Origin of the sequence: Sphingomonas faeni, assembly GCF_040407565.1 — a bacterium.
Taxonomy (GTDB): Bacteria; Pseudomonadota; Alphaproteobacteria; order Sphingomonadales; family Sphingomonadaceae; genus Sphingomonas; species Sphingomonas faeni_F.
On sequence record NZ_JAPZPR010000001.1, the window covers coordinates 168,017 to 185,487 of the forward strand.

Below are 17,471 nucleotides of genomic sequence, written 5' to 3' on the forward strand. Positions count from 1 at the left end.
GGCACTTCGTCAATGAGCGAAGCGAACTTCGGACCCGTATCATGCATAGTTCGTCTCAGTCTATCTACCTAGATAACGCGGCCACGACGGCGACCGACCCCAGGGTCGGCGAACTGGTTCTACGGCTCATGACGCTCGAGTACGGGAACGCCGGGAGCCGGACGCACGAGTTCGGGCTCGACGCCTCGCGGCACGTCTCTCGCGCCAGGGATCAGATCGCCGCCTGCGTGGCCGCGGCGTCCGACGAGATCGTATTCACGAGCGGTGCGACCGAGAGCGACAACATAGCCATTCTCGGCCTCGCCGATCACGGCGAAGCGACCGGATGCCGCCACATCGTCTCCACCGCGGTCGAGCACAAGGCGGTCCTCGAACCACTGGCACGGCTGGAGGCGAGGGGTTTCACCATAACCCGCATCGCGCCGAACCGCGCCGGCGAAGTGTCCGCCGATGCCGTGCTGGCCGCCGTACGCCAGGATACGCTGGCGGTCAGCGTCATGCACGCCAACAACGAGACCGGCGCGATCCAGCCCATCGGGGCGATCGCCGCCGGACTGGCTCAGGACGGACCCTATCTGCACGTCGACGCGGCCCAGACCTTCGGCCGTCGCACGAGCGAGCTGCGGGATGCGCGGATCGACCTCGTGAGCCTCAGTGGGCACAAGGTCTTCGGACCGAAGGGCGTGGGTGCCCTGGTCGCGAGACGGCGGGGAATGAGGCGGCCGCCGCTCACGCCGCTGATGGTCGGCGGGGGGCAGGAGTTCGGGATACGGCCGGGCACCCAGCCGGTGCCGCTGATCGCGGGCTTCGGTCTCGCCGCCGAAATCGCGATTGCCGAGGAGCCGGCGCGAACGGCCCGTTGCGCCGCCGTCAGGAGCGAAGCCCTCACGGCGCTCGCCCCTCTGGCGCCGACCGTCCACGGTGGATCGGATCCGCTCGCGAACATCCTGAGCTTCGCCATTCCCGGTGTGGACTCCGAGGCGGTCATGGTCGCGCTGAAGGGGCTCGTCGCGCTGTCGAACGGGTCGGCGTGCACGTCGGCCCGGTACGAGCCTAGTCACGTCATGCTGGCGATGGGGCTCGACCCCGACGAGGTCGCCGGCACGGTTAGGCTCTCGTGGTGTCATGACACCGGACCGATCCCCTGGACCGAGATCGTCGCCCGGATGGACGATCTGCGGATCTGAAGCGCCGGCCGATCGACGGATGTCGTCGCGGCAGTGAGGGCACGAACGGTGCCGATTTCTGGATCATGGTGATCCGGAGAAAAAAGATGGAGATTTGGTTCACGCAGGCCGAGCGCATGCGGCTGCTCGAAGCGGGTGCGAAGGCTCTGGACGACGAGTCGATCATACCGATCGCGCGCCTGTTCCAGCCGGACGGGCCCGGCGTCTGGCTTGTCGGCGAGCTCGATCCCGGCAACACCGGCATCGCCTATGGGCTGGCGGACATCGGCGTCGGGGTGCCCGAGTTGGGCAGTTTCGATCTGGCCGAGTTGGCGATGTTGAGGGGCGCGCTCAACCTGTCCGTCGAGCGCGATCTCGCCTTCGTACCACGCGCGACACTCGCCGAGCTCGGCCGTTGGGCGACGGCGGCCGGTCGCATCGTCCGGTGAACCGGGGGCCGGTGTCGACGATGTCGTCCAGTCCACCTTGATCCACGGCGATGAACTCTCCCCCCGCCGAGCAACCGGCGGCTGCGCATCGCGCCAGCAAGGCCTGTTCGGCGGCGTGCGCGTTGTCTGCGTCGCGGTACCGCCATGCCGCGACGGGTTTCCATCGGATGCCGAGCGGGCCGGGCAGGCCGCCATCCAGCTCGCTCATGCGGCGTGCGACATTCGAACTCCGACCGATCTTCGCCAGCAGTCTTCCGTCCTCCAGGACGACGCCATGCAAGCGGGCGAGGTAGACGTATGTCGGACCGTCGCGACGGACGACGACGATATCGCCGAAGGCCGGCGCCGGACCGCGGGACGGTTCCAGGAGCGCACGTGCGGCAAGTTCGGCCTTGGCTTCGGCGACGGCTGCGGCAAGGGCGTTGGGCCGACCGGCGAACTCTTCGCAAACGGCCCTCTCCAGCCGGGCTCCCCCGCGAGGCGCGCGCCCCTGAATGAGTTCCGCCAGTCGGCGCACCTTGCACGTCACGCCGTGTAGGTTGCGGTGGCGCGCCGCGACGGTGTGATCCCCGGCTTCGCGAAGAAGCCGGGAAAGATCGCGGGCAACCTCATCGTGGGAATCGACCCTGCCGTTCGTCATGGCGACGTCGAAGGCCAGAATGGTCTCGGCGCGCGACCATAGGGTGCCTGCCGCGACCACGGCCTAGGGCTTGGCGCGCAGCAGCTGCCGCACGGTGCAGGTCGTCCGGGCGCGGGCGGCAAGGGGGCGGTCGATCCAGCCGAGGAGGGTCATCACGTCGGCATGGTCGGCCGACAGGTCGAGGCCGATCAACGTTTCGTGATGATCGATGCGGTTGCGCAGGTTCGCGGCATGCGATGCCAGCGACGCGAGTTCATGACGGCCCACCGTCGCGGGAAGGGCGGGAAACGACGTGCGAAGCTGCGTCATCCAAACCGGCGGATTGAAGATCGGGCGCAGCAACCCGACCCACAGGCCAAAGGAAGCCTTATCCGACAAACCGTCGGCATCCACGTTGGCTTCGCGCGCCTTCAGGCGGCCGATCGCCGTGGCGACCTCCTTGTGGACAGCGTAGTCGTTGATCCGCAGAAAATCGGGGTCCGCGAACCAGTCCGATCCCCACGTCGCCTCCATCGCCGCCCCGACCTTTGCCCGAAGGCCGAGTTCGACCTTTTGTAGGGAGGGGTAGAAGGCCGCCCCGACGGCTTCGTTCCAATCATGCAGAGCCAAGGCGCGCTCGGGATTGCCGCCCGCGGCACGCAGGAAGACGGTCGCGCGCGCCGGCGGAATCACGCTCGCGAAAGTGTGGATATTCGGTAGTTGATTCCTAACGGTCGCCATTCTATCTACTCCGCGTGAGCCGATGACCGTCTATGCCCCTTCCGGGTACATGGAGTCGGACCCCAGAGCCCCGCGACAACCTCCATAAGGAGGCCCTCGCGGGGTTTCGCCGTTCTAGGCGACTCGAAAACACATCACCCCCTGACGATGCAGTGGACAGATTGCGGTTAAGCACGTCCGCAACCTAGCCGCAACCTCTTTTACGCGCAATTCGGAACGAATGGATCATCCGTTCCATAACAATTGCGTTTTGTAATACGTGCCATTACAAGGCGCACGATAGACGGAGGTTTTAGCATGGCGCGTTACGGTGTGGGCACACCCGAGGTTCAAGCGGTCGTGGACGACCTGCTGGTACCTCTGTACTTCGAAGCCGGTAGCGTCTCGGCCGTCACCAAGGCGCTCAACGACGTGCTGCGCGATGTCGGCGGTGCGACACTGCACGCCAACCGCATCCACGCCGCTCTGTCCGACGATGCGACCCGTGGGCTGAACGAGCAGACCTTCGAGGCGCTCAGGCTCGCAGCCGAAACCCTGGGTCCGCGCAGCGTCGATCAGCGGGCAAACGATCGTGCCAGGCTCGGCGATGCGGCTGCGCGGGCGTTGGCCGCCAACGGCGGCGGGCCGCTGGACGTCGCCGTGCTCGCCGACAAGCTGGCGATGCCGCCAGCGGCCGTGCGGTTGGCGCTTTCGATGTCGGTAGGCGTACGGGAACTCAAGCCGGAGGCTTCGGACTACCCCGTACGCCCGGGTCCCGACTGGTCCTTTCAGAACGATGCGGTCGCACAGTGCCTGGACGCCATCCGGCGTCGTCCCGGAGGTAACATCGGTCTCGTCCTGCCGACAGGAGCGGGAAAGACGCGCACGGCGTTTCGCATCATTCTGGAGATTCTCGCGCGCGAAACGTCCACTAAGTCCCGCGCCGTCTGGATCACCCACCGGCGGTCGCTCCGTTCGCAGGCTCACCGCGAGTTGACCAAGCTCATCGAGGAACACCCCGATGCGCTTCCACCGGGCGCCGCCGCGCTGGCATCGAGGGTCGCGTTCACGATGGTCGGCGACGCCGCGACGGTGTTGGCGGACGGTAGCGGTCTCGCGCTCGTCGTCGTCGACGAAGCGCATCATGCTGCAGCGGCGACGTATCAGCCGATCTTCGACGCGAAGCACGCCTTCCCGGTGCTGCTGCTCACTGCAACGCCCAACCGGCCGGACCTCGTGCCGATCGGCATCGACGAGATCGCGTTCACCATCACCTACAGGGAGCTCGCCGAACGCGGGGTGATCATAACTCCGCAGTTCGAACCGTTCGACGTGCCCGACTTCTCCCTGTCGGACGAAACGATGGGCAACCTCGTCGACATGCTCGTCACCGAGAGCGCGGACCGGTTCATCAAGACCATGGTGCTCGTCACCCGCCTGGAGCAGATGCGGGAACTGCACGAACGCCTGGTGGTCGCGATCGATTCCGCTCCGGCGCATCCGCTCAAGCCGGCGGACGTCGGTTTCGTCGGCGGCGGGCACAATTCCCATGGGCTCGAAACCGAGGACTTCCTCGCACTCTTCGGCGCCAAATCGCGCGGGATAGTCATTTCCGCCCAGATGCTCCTCGAGGGTTACGACGATCCGCAGATCGATGCGGTCGTGATCACCTACCGGACCGAGAGCGTCATCAAGCTGATGCAGGCGGCCGGCCGGTGCGTCCGATACTCGCCCGGAAAGACCAGAGCCTTCGTGGTCCAGGCCAACAACCCGGACCTCGTCTATCGCTTCGACCAGCGCTGGCTCTATCAGGAGATCGACGACCGTCTGCTGCCGGAATTGCGCGACATCGACTTCGCGGACAACGGCGAGATGCTTGCGATAGCGGCGGAGCTCCTCGCCGGCCACCGGGTCGACGGACGCTCCCGCAGCGACGCGATGGCAGCAATCGCCGCATGCAGTCCGGACGAACCGCCGCGCCTCATGTTCTACGGGCTTCCCTACTTCGGCGAGGCCGAGCGCTTCGACTCGGAAGCCCGCTGGGGGGTGTTCGTCGAGACGCCTCAGAACTCCACGGTGTTCCGCGCCGTGTACAACCGGTTCAGCCTGATGGGCGCCCAGCGCTCGGACCCGACCGAATTCCTCGACGTGCTCGGACCGGGGCTTGGGCTGTCCGCCACGGATCAGCGCCTCAGGCGGCAGCTGACCGGCGTGCTGACGGCCGCCTACTTCGCCCACGAGGAGCTCACGCGGGCACCGGGGCCGGCGCAGGGCAACCGGGGCTATGCGCGGAACCATAGCACGACGTGGTTGCACTACGTGACGCTACGCTACCGACCGGCCTTGCCGGGCATGCTGTCCGCGTTCCTGGCGGACTGCCACAACCGTGGTGCGCTCGAGCGCGCGTATGCTTCGGATCCCGCCGCCTTCTCGATGGCGATCAAGACCCCGCTACCGTTCGGCGGTGCGGAAGGCCTGCTTCTCGATGCCGGGACATGGGGCGACCTCGAGGTCTGGCTTGCGACCATGCGCGACGAGCTTCGACTGGTCGAACCGGCCGCGCAGTTGGCGCAGTTGGAGGCAATCCGAGCAAGACTGGCACCACCGCGTCTTCCAATGACCCACCTTCTTCGTGCAGACAGGCTGCTGTCGGACGAAGGGCTGTATCATCTCACCCTGGCGCTGCCGGGAAATACCGAAAGGACCGTAGCATGAAAAAGGCAACCGCCTTGCAGCCCCGGCAGCTCGACATGGGCAAGCCGTTCGAACTCCCGCTGGATCAGATCGCGCTCGATCCCAACAATCCGCGCATCGCGCCGAAACCGGCCCCTGGCTACGCGGATCCCGACGCGATCTTCGACCCCACCCTTCAGGCGCGCCTCGTCGTCGAGGTCTACGACAAGTACAAGGCGGCCGATCTCGAAGCGTCCATCATCGAACAGGGTTGGACGCCGGTCGACCAGATTCTCGTCTGGGAGCATCCGAGCGGCAAGGGTCACATCGTCGTGGAGGGAAACACTCGGGTATCCCTTCTCAAGAAACTGCCTGATCGCCTCGAAAAGGAGGAGAAGCGCCTGGACCGTCTCGTCAAGGCAGGCGCTCCCCAGTCGCAGGTGAATCCCCAGAAGGTGCTGATCGGAAAGATCAAGCAGCTGATCGCCGACACGCGGACCGTCACTGTCTATCCGGTCATCGCGAGCGACGCCGCGCAGTTGCGGGTCAAGCTGCCCCGTCTTCTCGGCGTGCGTCACGTGATGCCCGCAAAGGGATGGGGGCCTTACGCCACCAACCTGTACATCATCTCGCTGTACGAGAGCGCCTACTACGACAAGCACGGTGAGGACGAGCCGCTTCGCCTCGAGCAGTCGATTCTCGACCAGATCGCAACGGAGCTCCCGCTGAAGCCGGATCAGATCCGCAAGGACATCCAAGCCGTATCGGCCTTCAGCCACTTCCGGTTGAACTACGAGGAGCGGATCGAGGCCGCGGGCAACAAGCTCGGCGATGGCGACCAGTACTTCTTCGACAACATCCTCGCGAGCAAGCATGCACGCGACGAGTTCGGATTCACGGCTGATCGTCTCGAACTGTCGGAAGAAGGCGAGGAGGCGTTGTTCCAGTGGGCGTTCTCGAAACCGAGGGAGACCACCGGCGACGATCCGGACGCCATCAACGAGAACGTCCTGCAGAAGGCCGAAGACATCCGCCTCTGGCAGAAGATCGCCCGCTACGACGCCAAGTCCGGCACGACCAATCTCGCGCGCCGGCTGAGCATCGCCACCCCGGAGGATGCGACTCCTGTATGGCGTCTAGGCCGGGAAGCCGACTCGCACCGCGAGCAGAACACTCCGATCAAGGCGCTTAACGACCTCCTGACCGGACTGAAGCAGATCAAGCTGGATACGCTGATCGCCCAGGGCGAGCATCTTCGCCCGATGCTCGACCAGGCGGTCAACCAGATCGGCAAGTACATCAAGTTCATCGAGGACAACGCCCAGGAGTGACGCAGTCGTAGGATCGGTCGTCGGGAAACGGGGCTCGACGACCGTCAAGGGTCAGCCATCGGCCAATCAGTCATAGCGACATGCGTAGCGGAGAGGGGACGCCGGTGGACGTGTCGGTCCTTGGTAACTTGCCTGGCCGAGAGCAGGGAGGCCCAAAATAGGGTGTCCCGCTGACGGCAAAGCGACAGCGGCTTCCATAAAGAATGTATCCAAATCCGACCCGGTTTCCAACGGAGTTGTAGGTCGATGATTCTGCATGCCAGCATGCCGCTCATCGGTAGAGCACCGCGCTGATAAGCCCCTCCGCAGGTGGGGCAACCTGTCGCCCGGATAGGTTTTCCGGAGCAGGAGTTCAGGTTGGTGTTCTAAAGGCTTGTGGTCTCCATATCTTGCGAATACGCATTCCTGACGTTCCGGGGGGAGATGAAGCGTGCTGCGTATCCAAGCTGCCTCGATGTGGGCCGCTCTCGTTGTTCTTTCGACATCGCCGGTGCAGGCGGCTGCTACGCCGGGGCACGGCATTGCAATTATCTCGGGTGAGTTCGGGACGCTAGGCACGAAGGCGAAGCTCGACATATCCCAACGATTGCAGCAAATCTGCGGCACGGGCGGTGACCGGTGCGAAGCCTTCTGTTCGGAGACGAGCTTTGGTTTGTACGACCTAGGGCGTAGACCAATTTGCCGGGTCACCTACCGATGCCCTGATGGTGCAACGCGCGCGGTTGAAGCGGCACGCGAAGAGCCGATCGTCCTGGTCTGCCGTGATGAAACGGACGCCGAGCCAGGCACCATGCTTGACGCACCATCACCCGGCCAATGATCGGCGCACCGCGTTTGATCGGCGTTCTGATGCTGCCGGTGATCTTCTCCGTTGCACAAGCTCCGACGGCTGCGCTCGCTCGTCAATCGATCGAAGCGCACCATCGATCGGCTGTCGGCGACTGGGAACTCGACGTCGCCCGCAACGCCTTCTCCGGAAACGTCGTCTGCCGTCTACGGGCGCCCAAGAGTCGAGCCTTCTATGAAGGTGGAGCGATAGGCTTTCGCTTCGACCGCGATTGGGACGTGAGTGAGGCCGTCTACAGAATCGATGGCGGCCCGCCACGCGCCTCGCTTGACGACCTCCCGGAACTGACGAGCCTGGGAACGCCCTACGATCGAGGTGGCATGGCCAATCCCGGACAGGGGGTTGTCCGCGTTCCATGGCGCCGCATCGCCGACGCGAACACCATTGCGATCCAGCCTCGTCGCGACCGGCGTGTGCGGACCATCCGTCTCCTCGGACTCAAGGGATTGCGGTCGGTGGCGTTGACGCAGGGGTGCACTCCTGACGTTCGGTTCGTCGGGTGATTGCTTTGGCGGGAATGGCCATGGCGGCGTTGGTCACGCAAGGCGCTCCAAGGGCTGCGCCTTCGATCGTCCTACCCGCCGTGACAGCACCGCGCTCTGCGTCCCGACGGCTCGCGTATCCGCGGCGGGCGGACGGGGCGACCCGCGTCGCGGAACGTTGGGCACCGCCCACATTCGTTGTCGCCCCTGAGCCTACGCCGACCGAAACCCTGGTTCAGGCGCTCGACACGGCATATCGTTCTGCGCCGTCACTACAGGCGCAACGCTATGCGCTGCGCTCGACCGATGAAGACTACGCGCTTGCGCTTGCAGAAACCCGGGCGACAAGCCAGCTGCAGCTTACCGGTGGATACACCAGAACCGATCCGGGCGACCTCACCGAGTCCCGCCGTTCTCTGGCGGATCGGCTGCTGTCGCCGAACGTCGTGGACAACAGCCTGAGCGCGGAGCTGATCGTCGATCAGCCGTTGCTGACCGGAGGACGGGCGGCGGCCGATCGTGAGATCGCTACCCACACCATAGACGCTGGCAGGGCACAGCTACGCGGAACCGAGGGCGACCTCTTCCTCCAGGTCATCACAGTCTATGCCGACATCCGACGCGACACACGCGTGTTGGCTTTGCGCGAGGCGAACCTCAAGCAGCTCACCACGACGTTGGACGAGGTCCGCGCTCGGCAGGAAGCCGGGGAACTGACGCGAACAGACATTGCGCAGACCGAGACGCAGTATGATGTCGCTGCGGCACAGTTCAACACTACGAGCGAACAGTTGCAGCAGGATCGCGCGGCATTTGCCGCGCTGGTCGGTCGCGATCCAGGCGTCCTGGCTCCGGAGCCTAATCTGCCGCAATTTCCGTCGTCAATCGAACGCGCGTTCGTGGTGGCCGCCCGGCTCAACCCGGAACTCGATCAAGCAATCGCTAGCGAGCGTGCGTCGCGTAGCCGGATCGCGGCCGCGGCGGCAGAAGGACAGCCGCGGCTTTCGTTGCGTGGGACGGCTACCCTTTCGGGACAGGCATCGCCGCTTCGAGCGAGAGACGCGGACCACGGGTTTGCTGGTCAAGCAGTACTGACTGTGCCGCTGGTCAACGGCGGACGGGTCGGTGCGCTGGTGGCTCAAGCGCGAGACCGGAATGCCGCGGATCGAATTGGGATCGAGGCGACGCGACGCCAGATGGTTCAGGCAATGGTCGCGTCATGGAACGCCGTGGCGATCGCTCAGCGCAACCAGTCAATTCAAACGTCGCAGCTAGGGTCCGCACGGGTATACGACGAGGGAACATTCGAGGAGTATCGCGCCGGGTTGCGATCGACCTTCGACGTGCTGTTCGCTCACGCCGCATTGCGCGATGCTGAAATCGCTCTCGTTGCCTCCCAGCGCGACGCGTACGTAGCCCAAGCGACTTTACTCCGACGTATGGGCGTTCTCGAGGCTCGAAGCCTTATGACCGGTACGCCGCTCTACGGCCCAGCAGAAAACCTTCGTGAAGCGGTCGCCCGCGGCGCGCGACCATGGGATGGTGCACTGAGATCGATCGACGCTTTCGATCGGCGTATTCCCGAACAGGGAGGTATCGAACAACCCGCCATCGGCACGACCCCACCGGCGCTGGCCCCGGCGCGAACGGTGCGCGAACTAGAACCGACCGGCCACTCGCCTAACTTGCCACTTTCCGGCACCATCGGCGCTCCCCGCGCCGCCACCACGGTTCGCAAACCATGAACGAAGACCCGGATCCCGAAGTGATCGTCGGCAGCGTCACCGACGACACCGGGGCGATCGCGCTCGCAGCCTTGCTCGCGATGCATCGGATCGCCGTGGACCCCACGCAGCTACGCCACGAGATCGGCCATCATCGTGCGCTCGACGCGAACGATCTGATCCGCCTCGCCAAGCAGCAGGAAGGCGTGAAGGCGCGCGTGACGCGGACCAGCTGGGACAAGCTGGATCGCACTCCGTTGCCAGCGCTTGCCAACGGACCGAGCGGCTGGTTTCTCCTCGGACGTGTCGCAGGGGACGAGGCGCTAGTGCAGCTGGCGGTGCCCGAACCCGGCATGGCGGGACTGCCTGTGCGCAAGCTGACGCGAGAGCAGATGGAAGCGGTCTGGTCCGGCGAAATCGTGATGGTCACCACCCGAGAGGGCGTGGCGAGCGGCAACAAGCGCTTCGACGTCAGCTGGTTCATTCCGCAGATCGTCAAGTATCGCCGCCTTATCGGCGAGGTGCTGCTTATTACTCTCGCTCTCAACCTGCTGGGGCTGGCGGCACCGTTGTTCTTTCAGAACGTCGTCGACAAGGTACTGGTCCACGATACGCTGGACACGCTTAAAGTGCTGGCGATCGGCTACGTCGCCGTGTCGGTCTGGGAGACGGTCCTTGGCTGGCTGCGTACCGGCCTCTATGCGCAGACAAGCCAGAAGATCGATGTCGAGCTTGGTGCCAAGCTGTTCCGGCATCTCCTCGGGCTGCCGATCGGCTATTTCGAGGCCCGTCGGGTCGGCGACATCGCGATGCGCGTCCGACAGCTCGAGACGATCCGCGAATTCCTTACGAACGCGTCGTTGTCGGTACTCGTCGACCCTGCATTCACCGTAATCTTCCTGGCGGTGATGTGGATGTACTCGACCAAGCTGTTCATCATCTCGGTACTGACGATCCCCTGCTACATCCTCGTCGCCTTGTTCGTGACCAAGCCCTTGCAAGCCCGTATCGAGGAGAAGTTCGAGCGCGGTGCCGCCAACAACGCTCTGCTGATCGAAAGCATTGGAGGCATTCAGACCGTCAAAGCCGGCGCCGTCGAACCACAGTGGCGTGATCGCTGGGAGCGGCAGCTCGCCGGCTACAGCTCGGCCAGCCAGCGCGTCATCAACCTCGGCAACACCGGCAGCCAGCTGATCCAGCTGATCTCGAAGATCAACCTCGCTGCGATCCTGTACTTCGGTGCGCAGGCGGTGATCCACCGTCAGATGACGGTCGGAGGTCTCGTCGCCTTCAACATGTTCGCGCAGCGTGTGTCGGGCCCCGTCATCCGGATGGCTCAGCTCTGGCAGGACTTCCAGCAGGTCCGGATCGCCATCGCGCGGCTGGGGGATGTACTCAATCAGCCGGTCGAACCCGGCGCCGGCAGCCGTACCGCGCTCCCCGCGATCAAGGGAAACATCGCGTTCGAGGGCGTGAAGTTCCGGTACGGTCTAGAGGGGCCGTGGACGCTCGACGACATCGAGCTTAAAATCGCGGCGGGGACGTCGCTCGGCATCGTCGGGTCCTCAGGGTCGGGGAAATCGACGCTGACCAAGCTCCTCCAGCGGCTCTACGTGGCACAGGCCGGAAAGATCATGATCGACGGGGTGGACATCGCGCAGATCGATCCCGCTTGGCTGCGGCGTCAGATCGGCGTCGTGCTGCAGGAGAACCTGCTGTTCAACAGGTCGATCCGCGAGAACATCGCCTTGTCGAACCCCGCCATGCCGCTCGATCAGGTCGTCAATGCAGCAGAGCTGGCAGGTGCGCACGAGTTCATCGTCCGGCTGCCGCAGGGCTATGATACGCCAGTGGAGGAGCGTGGCTCCAATCTGTCGGGTGGGCAGCGCCAACGCCTGGCTATCGCGCGTGCATTGGTGACCTCGCCGCGGATACTCATCCTTGATGAAGCAACATCGGCGCTCGATGCGGAGAGCGAGGAGATCATCCAAACTAACCTGAAGGCCATGTCGGCCGGGCGCACCGTGCTGATCATCGCGCACAGGCTTTCGGCCGTGCGCCAGTGCGACCACCTGATCGCGCTCGAGCGCGGACGCATCGTCGAACGTGGCAGTCACGAGGAGTTGCTGCGAGCCGGCGGGCGCTATGCCGATCTCCACCGCCGCCAGACCGGTCTGGCAATGGCAGGCATCGCATGAGCGCGCTCGGTCACAACTGGCGCGTCATGCGCGAAGCACTGAAGGCGGACAAGGAAAGGCGGAAGAACCAGCCGCGCAGCACCGACACGACGTTTCTGCCAGCAGCGCTTGAGGTGATCGAGACGCCGGTATCGCCGACCGGACGGATCACCGCGTGGGTTTTCATAGTCGGCATGGTTCTGACTATCGCGTGGCTCGTGATAGGCCGGGTCGATGTCGTCGCGTCCGCGCAGGGAAAGTTGATTCCCTCGGGGAGCGTCAAGATCGTCCAGTCGGCCGGGACGGGCGTCGTGCGCGCGATCCATGTCCATGACGGCGACCGCGTCAAGAAAGGGCAGTTGCTGGTCGAACTGGATACGACCCTTTCGGGCGCAGATCTTCAACAGGCTCGCAAGGGTCTGATGGCGGCAGAGCTAGACGTCGCGCGCAATCGCGCGATCGCCGATGCGCTGTCTGGGCTGGGGCTACACTTCACGCCTCCAGAAGGCACGCCGATCGATGTTGCGGCGACGCAGCGCCGGTTGATCGCCGCGCAGGTCGGTTCAATCACCGCGACCACGGCCAGTCTTGCCGCTGCACGCTCCTCGGCGCTGTCCGAAGCGGATGCCGCACGCGCGCAGCGGGACAAGCTCGACGAGACGGTGCCGATCCTCGACCATGAGGTGGAGGCGATGCAGCGGCTCGACGCGAAGGGCTATGCACCCGGTTTGCGACTATTGGAGTTGCAGCGTCAGCGGCGCGGTGAAGCGGGTGACCGCGATGTCGCGGCCGCGCAGCAGGCACGCGGCCAATCCGACGCCGTCAAGTTGGGCCGGCAGATCGACCAGACTCGCGAGGAGGCGCGCCGCGTCGCGTTGGCCGATCTCGCCAAGGCGGAAGGCGAAGCGATCCTACGTCGTGAGGAGGTGACCAAGGCAACTCGCCGGTCTGGCCTGCAAACCCTGCGTGCGCCGGCGAGCGGCACGGTGCAGCAGCTAGCGCTCCACACCGTAGGCGGCGTCGTCGAGGCGGCCAGGACGCTGATGGTCATCGTTCCCGGTGATGGCGGTCTTGAGGTCGAGGCCCGAGTACTCAACAAGGAGGCGGGTTTCGTTCACGAGGGGCAGCCTGTCACTGTCAAGATCGAGGCGTTCCCGTTCACGCGCTACGGCAGCATACCGGGCACGGTCGTCTCGATCAGCCGAGACGCGGTGCCTGACCCAAAGCTCGGCGCAACCTATGTGGCGCAGATTCGCTTGTCGCGCGCCGACCTGATCATCGATGGCAAACGTACCCCCCTTGCTTCGGGACTAGGCGTCGTTGCTGACATCCGTACCGGTTCACGCCGGATAATCTCTTATCTATTGAGTCCGGTGCAAACCTCGGTGGCCCAGGCCGGGCACGAGCGGTAAGCGGTTTCCGCTAACGGGAGGGGCGCCGAAGGGTCGGCGTCCGTCTTCGTTATGCGACGGTTTCGGCTTCGCCAGGGACAGCGTTATCCTCGCCCGTACCAGCTCGCTTCGCTCCCATCTTGGCGAGCGTCTCCCGATCAACAAGTCGGGTGACGAGGGGATGGAGCCTGAGATCGCCGTCTTTGACTAGCTGACGGAAATTAGCGATCACGGCTGCCGTGGTCTTTGCATCGGGCGCTATCACGTCGAGGAGCCAGTTGTTCTCGCCCGAGGTCCAGTCGTCCGCTTGCAGTCGAACCGGGAAAACGCCAGCGCTGATCTGTTCGCGAATCTTGGCATCTACTTCGTCCGAAACGCTCGCCCAGATTGCTAGGCCAGCCATGTCTGCGGCGAATTTGTCCTCTGTCTTACCAGGATAGGCGATAGCCACTCGATCCCGGATTAGCGGCTCTAGAACGAGATGATGCAGGTCGGCGAGCGAGTTGTGTCGGTAGCGGGGCAGCATCATCATGGTCATGACCACGTTACCGAAACTCTCGCGAATATGACTCCTGACCTGAGCGAGCTTCCGCGCAATTTCCGGATCGGGATGCTGTTGCGGTTGTTCCGATCCGTTGACGTCGCCGACATGCATTTCGGGATCGGTTTCGCCCTTAGCGGCCAGATCATTGTTACTCATAGGTGAGCGCCCTTCTTTCATGACGAATTTGCAGCTGCACCATAAGAGAGGTACGTTGAACGTCGCAAGGCTTTCTCCGAAATGTTCTGAACGGAAAAAGCGTCGGAAACGAACCATATTCCTTTCGTTGCTACGGTTGCCGCGGTCCAGGTTGTACGCAAAGGTCGTCGCCAAGGGGGAGCAATCCATCAACACTGCTTTCCCCGCTATGTGACGCTGAATGCCAACAGCGTAATCTGTGTCATATTACTATCATTGTCATTGGGCGTGACCTTGATATGGTTCACTAAACCGATTGGGGAATCGGCATGGGGGCGTGGATATGCGGGGGCTGATGCGGTTCGCAATGTTAACCGGAGTGATGCTGGCGGGGCTATCCGGCTGCGGCGGAGACTTGCCCGATTACCGTTACAAGATGACGATCCACGTGGTGACGCCGCAGGGAGATAGAGCCTACTCGTCAGTGCGCCAAATTCATTCAGAATATGTGTCGTCGATCATGAGTTCGTCCGGAAAAACGATCAGGGACGCACTTGAGGGTGAGGCGGTCATAATGGATTTGCCTTCTGGCAAAACCGTTTATGCGTTGCTGTCACGACCTGAAAATCCGGAATACGCGAAATACATAACTGGTCCGGCCCTTGGGCCTTATGTTTCTCAAGCTGCGGCAAAAAGTACCCTTGGGGGTTCTAGTAAAAATAGTCAATTTCTTGATGAAATTGTCTCACGCCGGCAGGCTATGTTGAACTTGAAGGGCCGATATAAGCTACCTGAGTTTATAGATACTGGCAGTTCATCTAAAACTTATAAAGAGTCAAAAAAGATGTGGCCTACATTTGTAGAGTTTGCCGATCCGAATAGGCCATCCTCCATATATGAGGTAGAGCCACATGCTTTGGGTATCAGCAGTATATTCATTGAAATAACGGATGAATTGCCAAGTTCAACTATTACTCAAAAGTTACCGTGGCTCTCAGATTATAAAAGAAGCAAGAAAAGTCTGAGTGGTGACAGTGGGGGCATTGTCACGACGAACGATCTAAAAGATGTGTTGGGTACGGGCGCTTTCTTGCAGGGTTACGATAAATGAACCGAGATCTCTTTCTTGCTGTACTTGCCCTGGACTCGTACAATCGTGGATACCATCCTGGTTTGAAGGTGGATGGATCTGACGTTATCGGCACGAAGATCGGCAATGCAGTCATCAGAAGTCACTCATCGGATGACCCTAATAGTGAACCTTTTCAGTCCGATTTCTATGCGGTTGCCTACGATTGGAACGGGGAAATTGTCCTATCCTATCGTGGCACGGATAATCTTATCGCTGACGCAAATACTGGTTACGGTTTAGGTGCCGGTGATACCGATATTGTCCTAACAACTCTCGGTTTTCAGCGATTGCTTGATCACGTTTTCGGTACTGACTTTGGGACTAGTGTATGGCTTGACGACACCGGAACCACGCAAAAATCGCAGAGCAAGCTTGCGATCGAGTTCTACGAAAAAGTAACTGGCCATCTAGTTCACGCCGTCGCTACGCCCGGTAATGTGGTCGCTGTCGGGCACTCTTTGGGCGGCGGGCTGGCGGGATTGATTAGCACCCTCTCAGGTGTTGAAGGGCATGGCTACGACCACATGCCGTTTGCGGCGGGCGCCTATGCCGAAGCAATTAAGTTTCTTAAAGAGCTGGTTGAGGGGGGTAAGAGCTCGGAAATACTACAGGAGATTCTTAATAACGTCGGTGACGAATTCAGAGCTCAATTTGTTGAACTGGTAGGCAAGTTTAAGGATTCAGCACAGGCTAGTCCCGAGGCTTTTGCTGCAGCTGGGCTGCATGCGCCGAACGTCACAAACTTTACGGCTGAACACGTCGAAGGCGAGCTTTTGGAAAAGCTGCGCAGTGGCGATTACCAACTCGTCGCCTCGTTGGTTGCGGCGGTCATTGCCATCATTACCGAAAACCCTGCTGCCGCTAGTTTGGCTGAATTCGGCTACACGTCTTATCTCAAAACGGTGATTACCGAGAGTGCGGTCGAAAATGATCCGATATATCTGTATGGAGCACTTGAGAACGGAAGCGCTACTGACAAACATAGTCAGGCTTTGCTGGTACTATTAAAGTACGCTACCGCGACGAATGTTGATCCTGTTTGGCGATCGGCCGCAGCGGCGATCATAGATGCTACTTATGACGCGCGCATTGGCAAGGCGCTCGGGCGCACAGTGACTTCGGGATCCAATGAAAACGAAGGCGGTGGGTTTTACGAAGAAGACGATCAACTTCGCGCCGCGATCGCCTACTCGGCGATCACCGATGGTGATGACGAGGCAAAGCCGTTCGGCGATCAGGCAATTGTGGCGATGTTCCACGATGCGGTGCAACTTGGCAAAGCGTTGTCGCTCGACGATGCGTCAGAACAATTCAAAATTGCGTCCGCCTTTATAGGGGGGATTGCCGTTCAATATGCTGGTCGGCTGGCTTTTGCCGATGTTGAGGATGAGGCATTCGGCAACGGCGTCCTCCGCCTCAATGACGCCCACACCGCGCTTTCGATCGATGTATCGAAGGCGACTTGGGATGCTGGTAAAGATCATAAGGACATGGAGGTCGTCGGCCTCTCTGGGTTGATCAAAAATTTGGGTGGTGATGTAGGGTTCCCCATTACGATTTACGGTCCGTTTGGAGGTGGCGCGGATGGAATTGAGTGGAACTCGCCAATTCGTGCGGCATCAATGTTTCTCTATGGGATCGACAAGCCCTCGGAAATTACTGGACGTGTCACGATCCAAACGACCGATGATGCATACCGCGATACAGTACCGGGCGGCAGTCGAGCGATCAGTGACTCAGAGGTCGCACTTTTCATTTTGGGAGATGGAGAGAACGTCGTCGACGGTAGTGACGATAATGATTTCATCATCGGCGGTGCGGGCAGGGACGTGCTCAAGGGAGGTCGGGGCGACGATCTTCTCGTTGGAGGCAAGGGAGACGACACGTTTGCCGGCGGGGAGGGGCATAATTTCTTCGTCGGAGGAGAAGGTGTCGATACGGTAGACCTTCGCCTAAATGACTGGCTCACTGGCCTCGATGCGACGTTGGCGGCAGTTGCGTCTGCCGGCAATGATCGAAAGACCGATCTTCAGCTAACGGTCCGCGAAGACAGCTCTGATGGCGCAGCGCATGTTGATCGC

The 17,471-nt window shown here is 62.1% G+C and carries 15 protein-coding genes and 1 pseudogene; 12 read left to right on the plus strand and 4 right to left on the minus strand.

Going from position 1 to position 17,471, the window contains the following annotated elements; translation table 11 throughout:
• Positions 1–41: 41 nt before the first annotated feature.
• Both O6Y00_RS00740 and O6Y00_RS00745 read left to right on the plus strand, forming a co-directional pair.
• Positions 42–1,187, plus strand: a complete 1,146-nt coding sequence (locus O6Y00_RS00740) for an aminotransferase class V-fold PLP-dependent enzyme (protein ID WP_353440766.1) — start codon at positions 42–44, stop codon at positions 1,185–1,187.
• Between the two features lie 86 nt (positions 1,188–1,273).
• The gene (locus O6Y00_RS00745) at positions 1,274–1,615 is read left to right on the plus strand and encodes a DUF2958 domain-containing protein (protein WP_353440767.1); all 342 of its coding nucleotides are present in this window, start codon (positions 1,274–1,276) and stop codon (positions 1,613–1,615) included.
• On the opposite strand, the gene O6Y00_RS00750 is transcribed toward O6Y00_RS00745, so the two are convergent.
• Complete coding sequence (locus tag O6Y00_RS00750) at positions 1,518–1,823, minus strand: hypothetical protein (protein WP_353441376.1); 306 nt, start codon at positions 1,821–1,823, stop codon at positions 1,518–1,520. The two genes, O6Y00_RS00745 and O6Y00_RS00750, sit on opposite strands and share 98 nt — an antisense overlap.
• Before the next feature lie 336 nt (positions 1,824–2,159).
• Here O6Y00_RS00750 and O6Y00_RS00755 point away from each other — a divergent pair, with 336 nt between their 5' ends.
• Positions 2,160–2,297, plus strand: coding sequence for a hypothetical protein (locus tag O6Y00_RS00755; RefSeq protein WP_353441410.1), 138 nt, complete (start codon positions 2,160–2,162; stop codon positions 2,295–2,297).
• A gap of 21 nt (positions 2,298–2,318) precedes the next feature.
• Here the strand turns inward: O6Y00_RS00755 and O6Y00_RS00760 are convergent, their stop codons facing one another.
• Positions 2,319–2,975: a hypothetical protein gene (locus O6Y00_RS00760; RefSeq protein ID WP_353440768.1), complete on the minus strand. Its 657-nt coding sequence runs from the start codon at positions 2,973–2,975 to the stop codon at positions 2,319–2,321.
• Positions 2,976–3,272: 297 nt separating this feature from the next.
• On the opposite strand from O6Y00_RS00760, the gene O6Y00_RS00765 reads away from it, so the two are divergent.
• From O6Y00_RS00765 to O6Y00_RS00795, 7 genes are all read left to right on the plus strand, one after another.
• A complete protein-coding gene (locus tag O6Y00_RS00765; RefSeq protein WP_353440769.1) occupies positions 3,273–5,669 on the plus strand; it encodes a DEAD/DEAH box helicase in 2,397 nt (798 codons plus the stop codon).
• Positions 5,666–6,958: a hypothetical protein gene (locus O6Y00_RS00770; RefSeq protein WP_353440770.1), complete on the plus strand. Its 1,293-nt coding sequence runs from the start codon at positions 5,666–5,668 to the stop codon at positions 6,956–6,958. The genes O6Y00_RS00765 and O6Y00_RS00770 overlap by 4 nt, the downstream gene beginning before the upstream one ends.
• 430 nt (positions 6,959–7,388) lie before the next feature.
• Complete coding sequence (locus tag O6Y00_RS00775; protein WP_353440771.1) at positions 7,389–7,778, plus strand: hypothetical protein; 390 nt, start codon at positions 7,389–7,391, stop codon at positions 7,776–7,778.
• Positions 7,775–8,308 carry a hypothetical protein gene (locus tag O6Y00_RS00780; protein WP_353440772.1) on the plus strand — a complete coding sequence of 178 codons (534 nt, stop codon included), beginning with the start codon at positions 7,775–7,777 and terminating at the stop codon, positions 8,306–8,308. Before O6Y00_RS00775 ends, O6Y00_RS00780 begins: the two co-directional genes overlap by 4 nt.
• 14 nt (positions 8,309–8,322) lie before the next feature.
• The gene (locus O6Y00_RS00785; protein WP_353440773.1) at positions 8,323–10,032 is read left to right on the plus strand and encodes a TolC family protein; all 1,710 of its coding nucleotides are present in this window, start codon (positions 8,323–8,325) and stop codon (positions 10,030–10,032) included.
• The gene (locus tag O6Y00_RS00790) at positions 10,029–12,209 is read left to right on the plus strand and encodes a type I secretion system permease/ATPase (RefSeq protein WP_353440774.1); all 2,181 of its coding nucleotides are present in this window, start codon (positions 10,029–10,031) and stop codon (positions 12,207–12,209) included. The genes O6Y00_RS00785 and O6Y00_RS00790 overlap by 4 nt, the downstream gene beginning before the upstream one ends.
• Positions 12,206–13,600 carry an HlyD family type I secretion periplasmic adaptor subunit gene (locus O6Y00_RS00795; protein ID WP_353440775.1) on the plus strand — a complete coding sequence of 465 codons (1,395 nt, stop codon included), beginning with the start codon at positions 12,206–12,208 and terminating at the stop codon, positions 13,598–13,600. Before O6Y00_RS00790 ends, O6Y00_RS00795 begins: the two co-directional genes overlap by 4 nt.
• Before the next feature lie 49 nt (positions 13,601–13,649).
• On the opposite strand, the gene O6Y00_RS00800 is transcribed toward O6Y00_RS00795, so the two are convergent.
• A complete protein-coding gene (locus tag O6Y00_RS00800; protein ID WP_353440776.1) occupies positions 13,650–14,453 on the minus strand; it encodes a toxin-activating lysine-acyltransferase in 804 nt (267 codons plus the stop codon).
• A 148-nt stretch (positions 14,454–14,601) separates the two neighbouring features.
• Between O6Y00_RS00800 and O6Y00_RS00805 the strand changes: the two genes are divergently transcribed.
• The gene (locus O6Y00_RS00805) at positions 14,602–15,369 is read left to right on the plus strand and encodes a hypothetical protein (RefSeq protein ID WP_353440777.1); all 768 of its coding nucleotides are present in this window, start codon (positions 14,602–14,604) and stop codon (positions 15,367–15,369) included.
• 1,322 nt (positions 15,370–16,691) lie between these two features.
• On the opposite strand, the gene O6Y00_RS00810 is transcribed toward O6Y00_RS00805, so the two are convergent.
• A complete protein-coding gene (locus O6Y00_RS00810; protein ID WP_353440778.1) occupies positions 16,692–16,874 on the minus strand; it encodes a hypothetical protein in 183 nt (60 codons plus the stop codon).
• Between the two features lie 138 nt (positions 16,875–17,012).
• Here O6Y00_RS00810 and O6Y00_RS00815 point away from each other — a divergent pair.
• Positions 17,013–17,285, plus strand: a pseudogene (locus O6Y00_RS00815) (hypothetical protein); the annotation flags it as partial.
• Positions 17,286–17,471: the final 186 nt, after the last annotated feature.

What these genes read in the sequence shown, in the direction of transcription:
- O6Y00_RS00770 (WP_353440770.1), top strand. Translation starts at nt 5,666, where the DNA reads ATGAAAAAGGCAACCGCCTTGCAGCCCCGGCAGCTCGACATGGGCAAG.
- O6Y00_RS00765 (WP_353440769.1), top strand. Translation starts at nt 3,273, where the DNA reads ATGGCGCGTTACGGTGTGGGCACACCCGAGGTTCAAGCGGTCGTGGAC.
- O6Y00_RS00805 (WP_353440777.1), top strand. Translation starts at nt 14,602, where the DNA reads ATGCGGGGGCTGATGCGGTTCGCAATGTTAACCGGAGTGATGCTGGCG.
- O6Y00_RS00760 (WP_353440768.1), bottom strand. Translation starts at nt 2,975, where the DNA reads ATGGCGACCGTTAGGAATCAACTACCGAATATCCACACTTTCGCGAGC.
- O6Y00_RS00780 (WP_353440772.1), top strand. Translation starts at nt 7,775, where the DNA reads ATGATCGGCGCACCGCGTTTGATCGGCGTTCTGATGCTGCCGGTGATC.
- O6Y00_RS00795 (WP_353440775.1), top strand. Translation starts at nt 12,206, where the DNA reads ATGAGCGCGCTCGGTCACAACTGGCGCGTCATGCGCGAAGCACTGAAG.
- O6Y00_RS00810 (WP_353440778.1), bottom strand. Translation starts at nt 16,874, where the DNA reads ATGATCTTTACCAGCATCCCAAGTCGCCTTCGATACATCGATCGAAAG.
- O6Y00_RS00750 (WP_353441376.1), bottom strand. Translation starts at nt 1,823, where the DNA reads ATGAGCGAGCTGGATGGCGGCCTGCCCGGCCCGCTCGGCATCCGATGG.
- O6Y00_RS00740 (WP_353440766.1), top strand. Translation starts at nt 42, where the DNA reads ATGCATAGTTCGTCTCAGTCTATCTACCTAGATAACGCGGCCACGACG.
- O6Y00_RS00745 (WP_353440767.1), top strand. Translation starts at nt 1,274, where the DNA reads ATGGAGATTTGGTTCACGCAGGCCGAGCGCATGCGGCTGCTCGAAGCG.
- O6Y00_RS00785 (WP_353440773.1), top strand. Translation starts at nt 8,323, where the DNA reads ATGGCCATGGCGGCGTTGGTCACGCAAGGCGCTCCAAGGGCTGCGCCT.
- O6Y00_RS00790 (WP_353440774.1), top strand. Translation starts at nt 10,029, where the DNA reads ATGAACGAAGACCCGGATCCCGAAGTGATCGTCGGCAGCGTCACCGAC.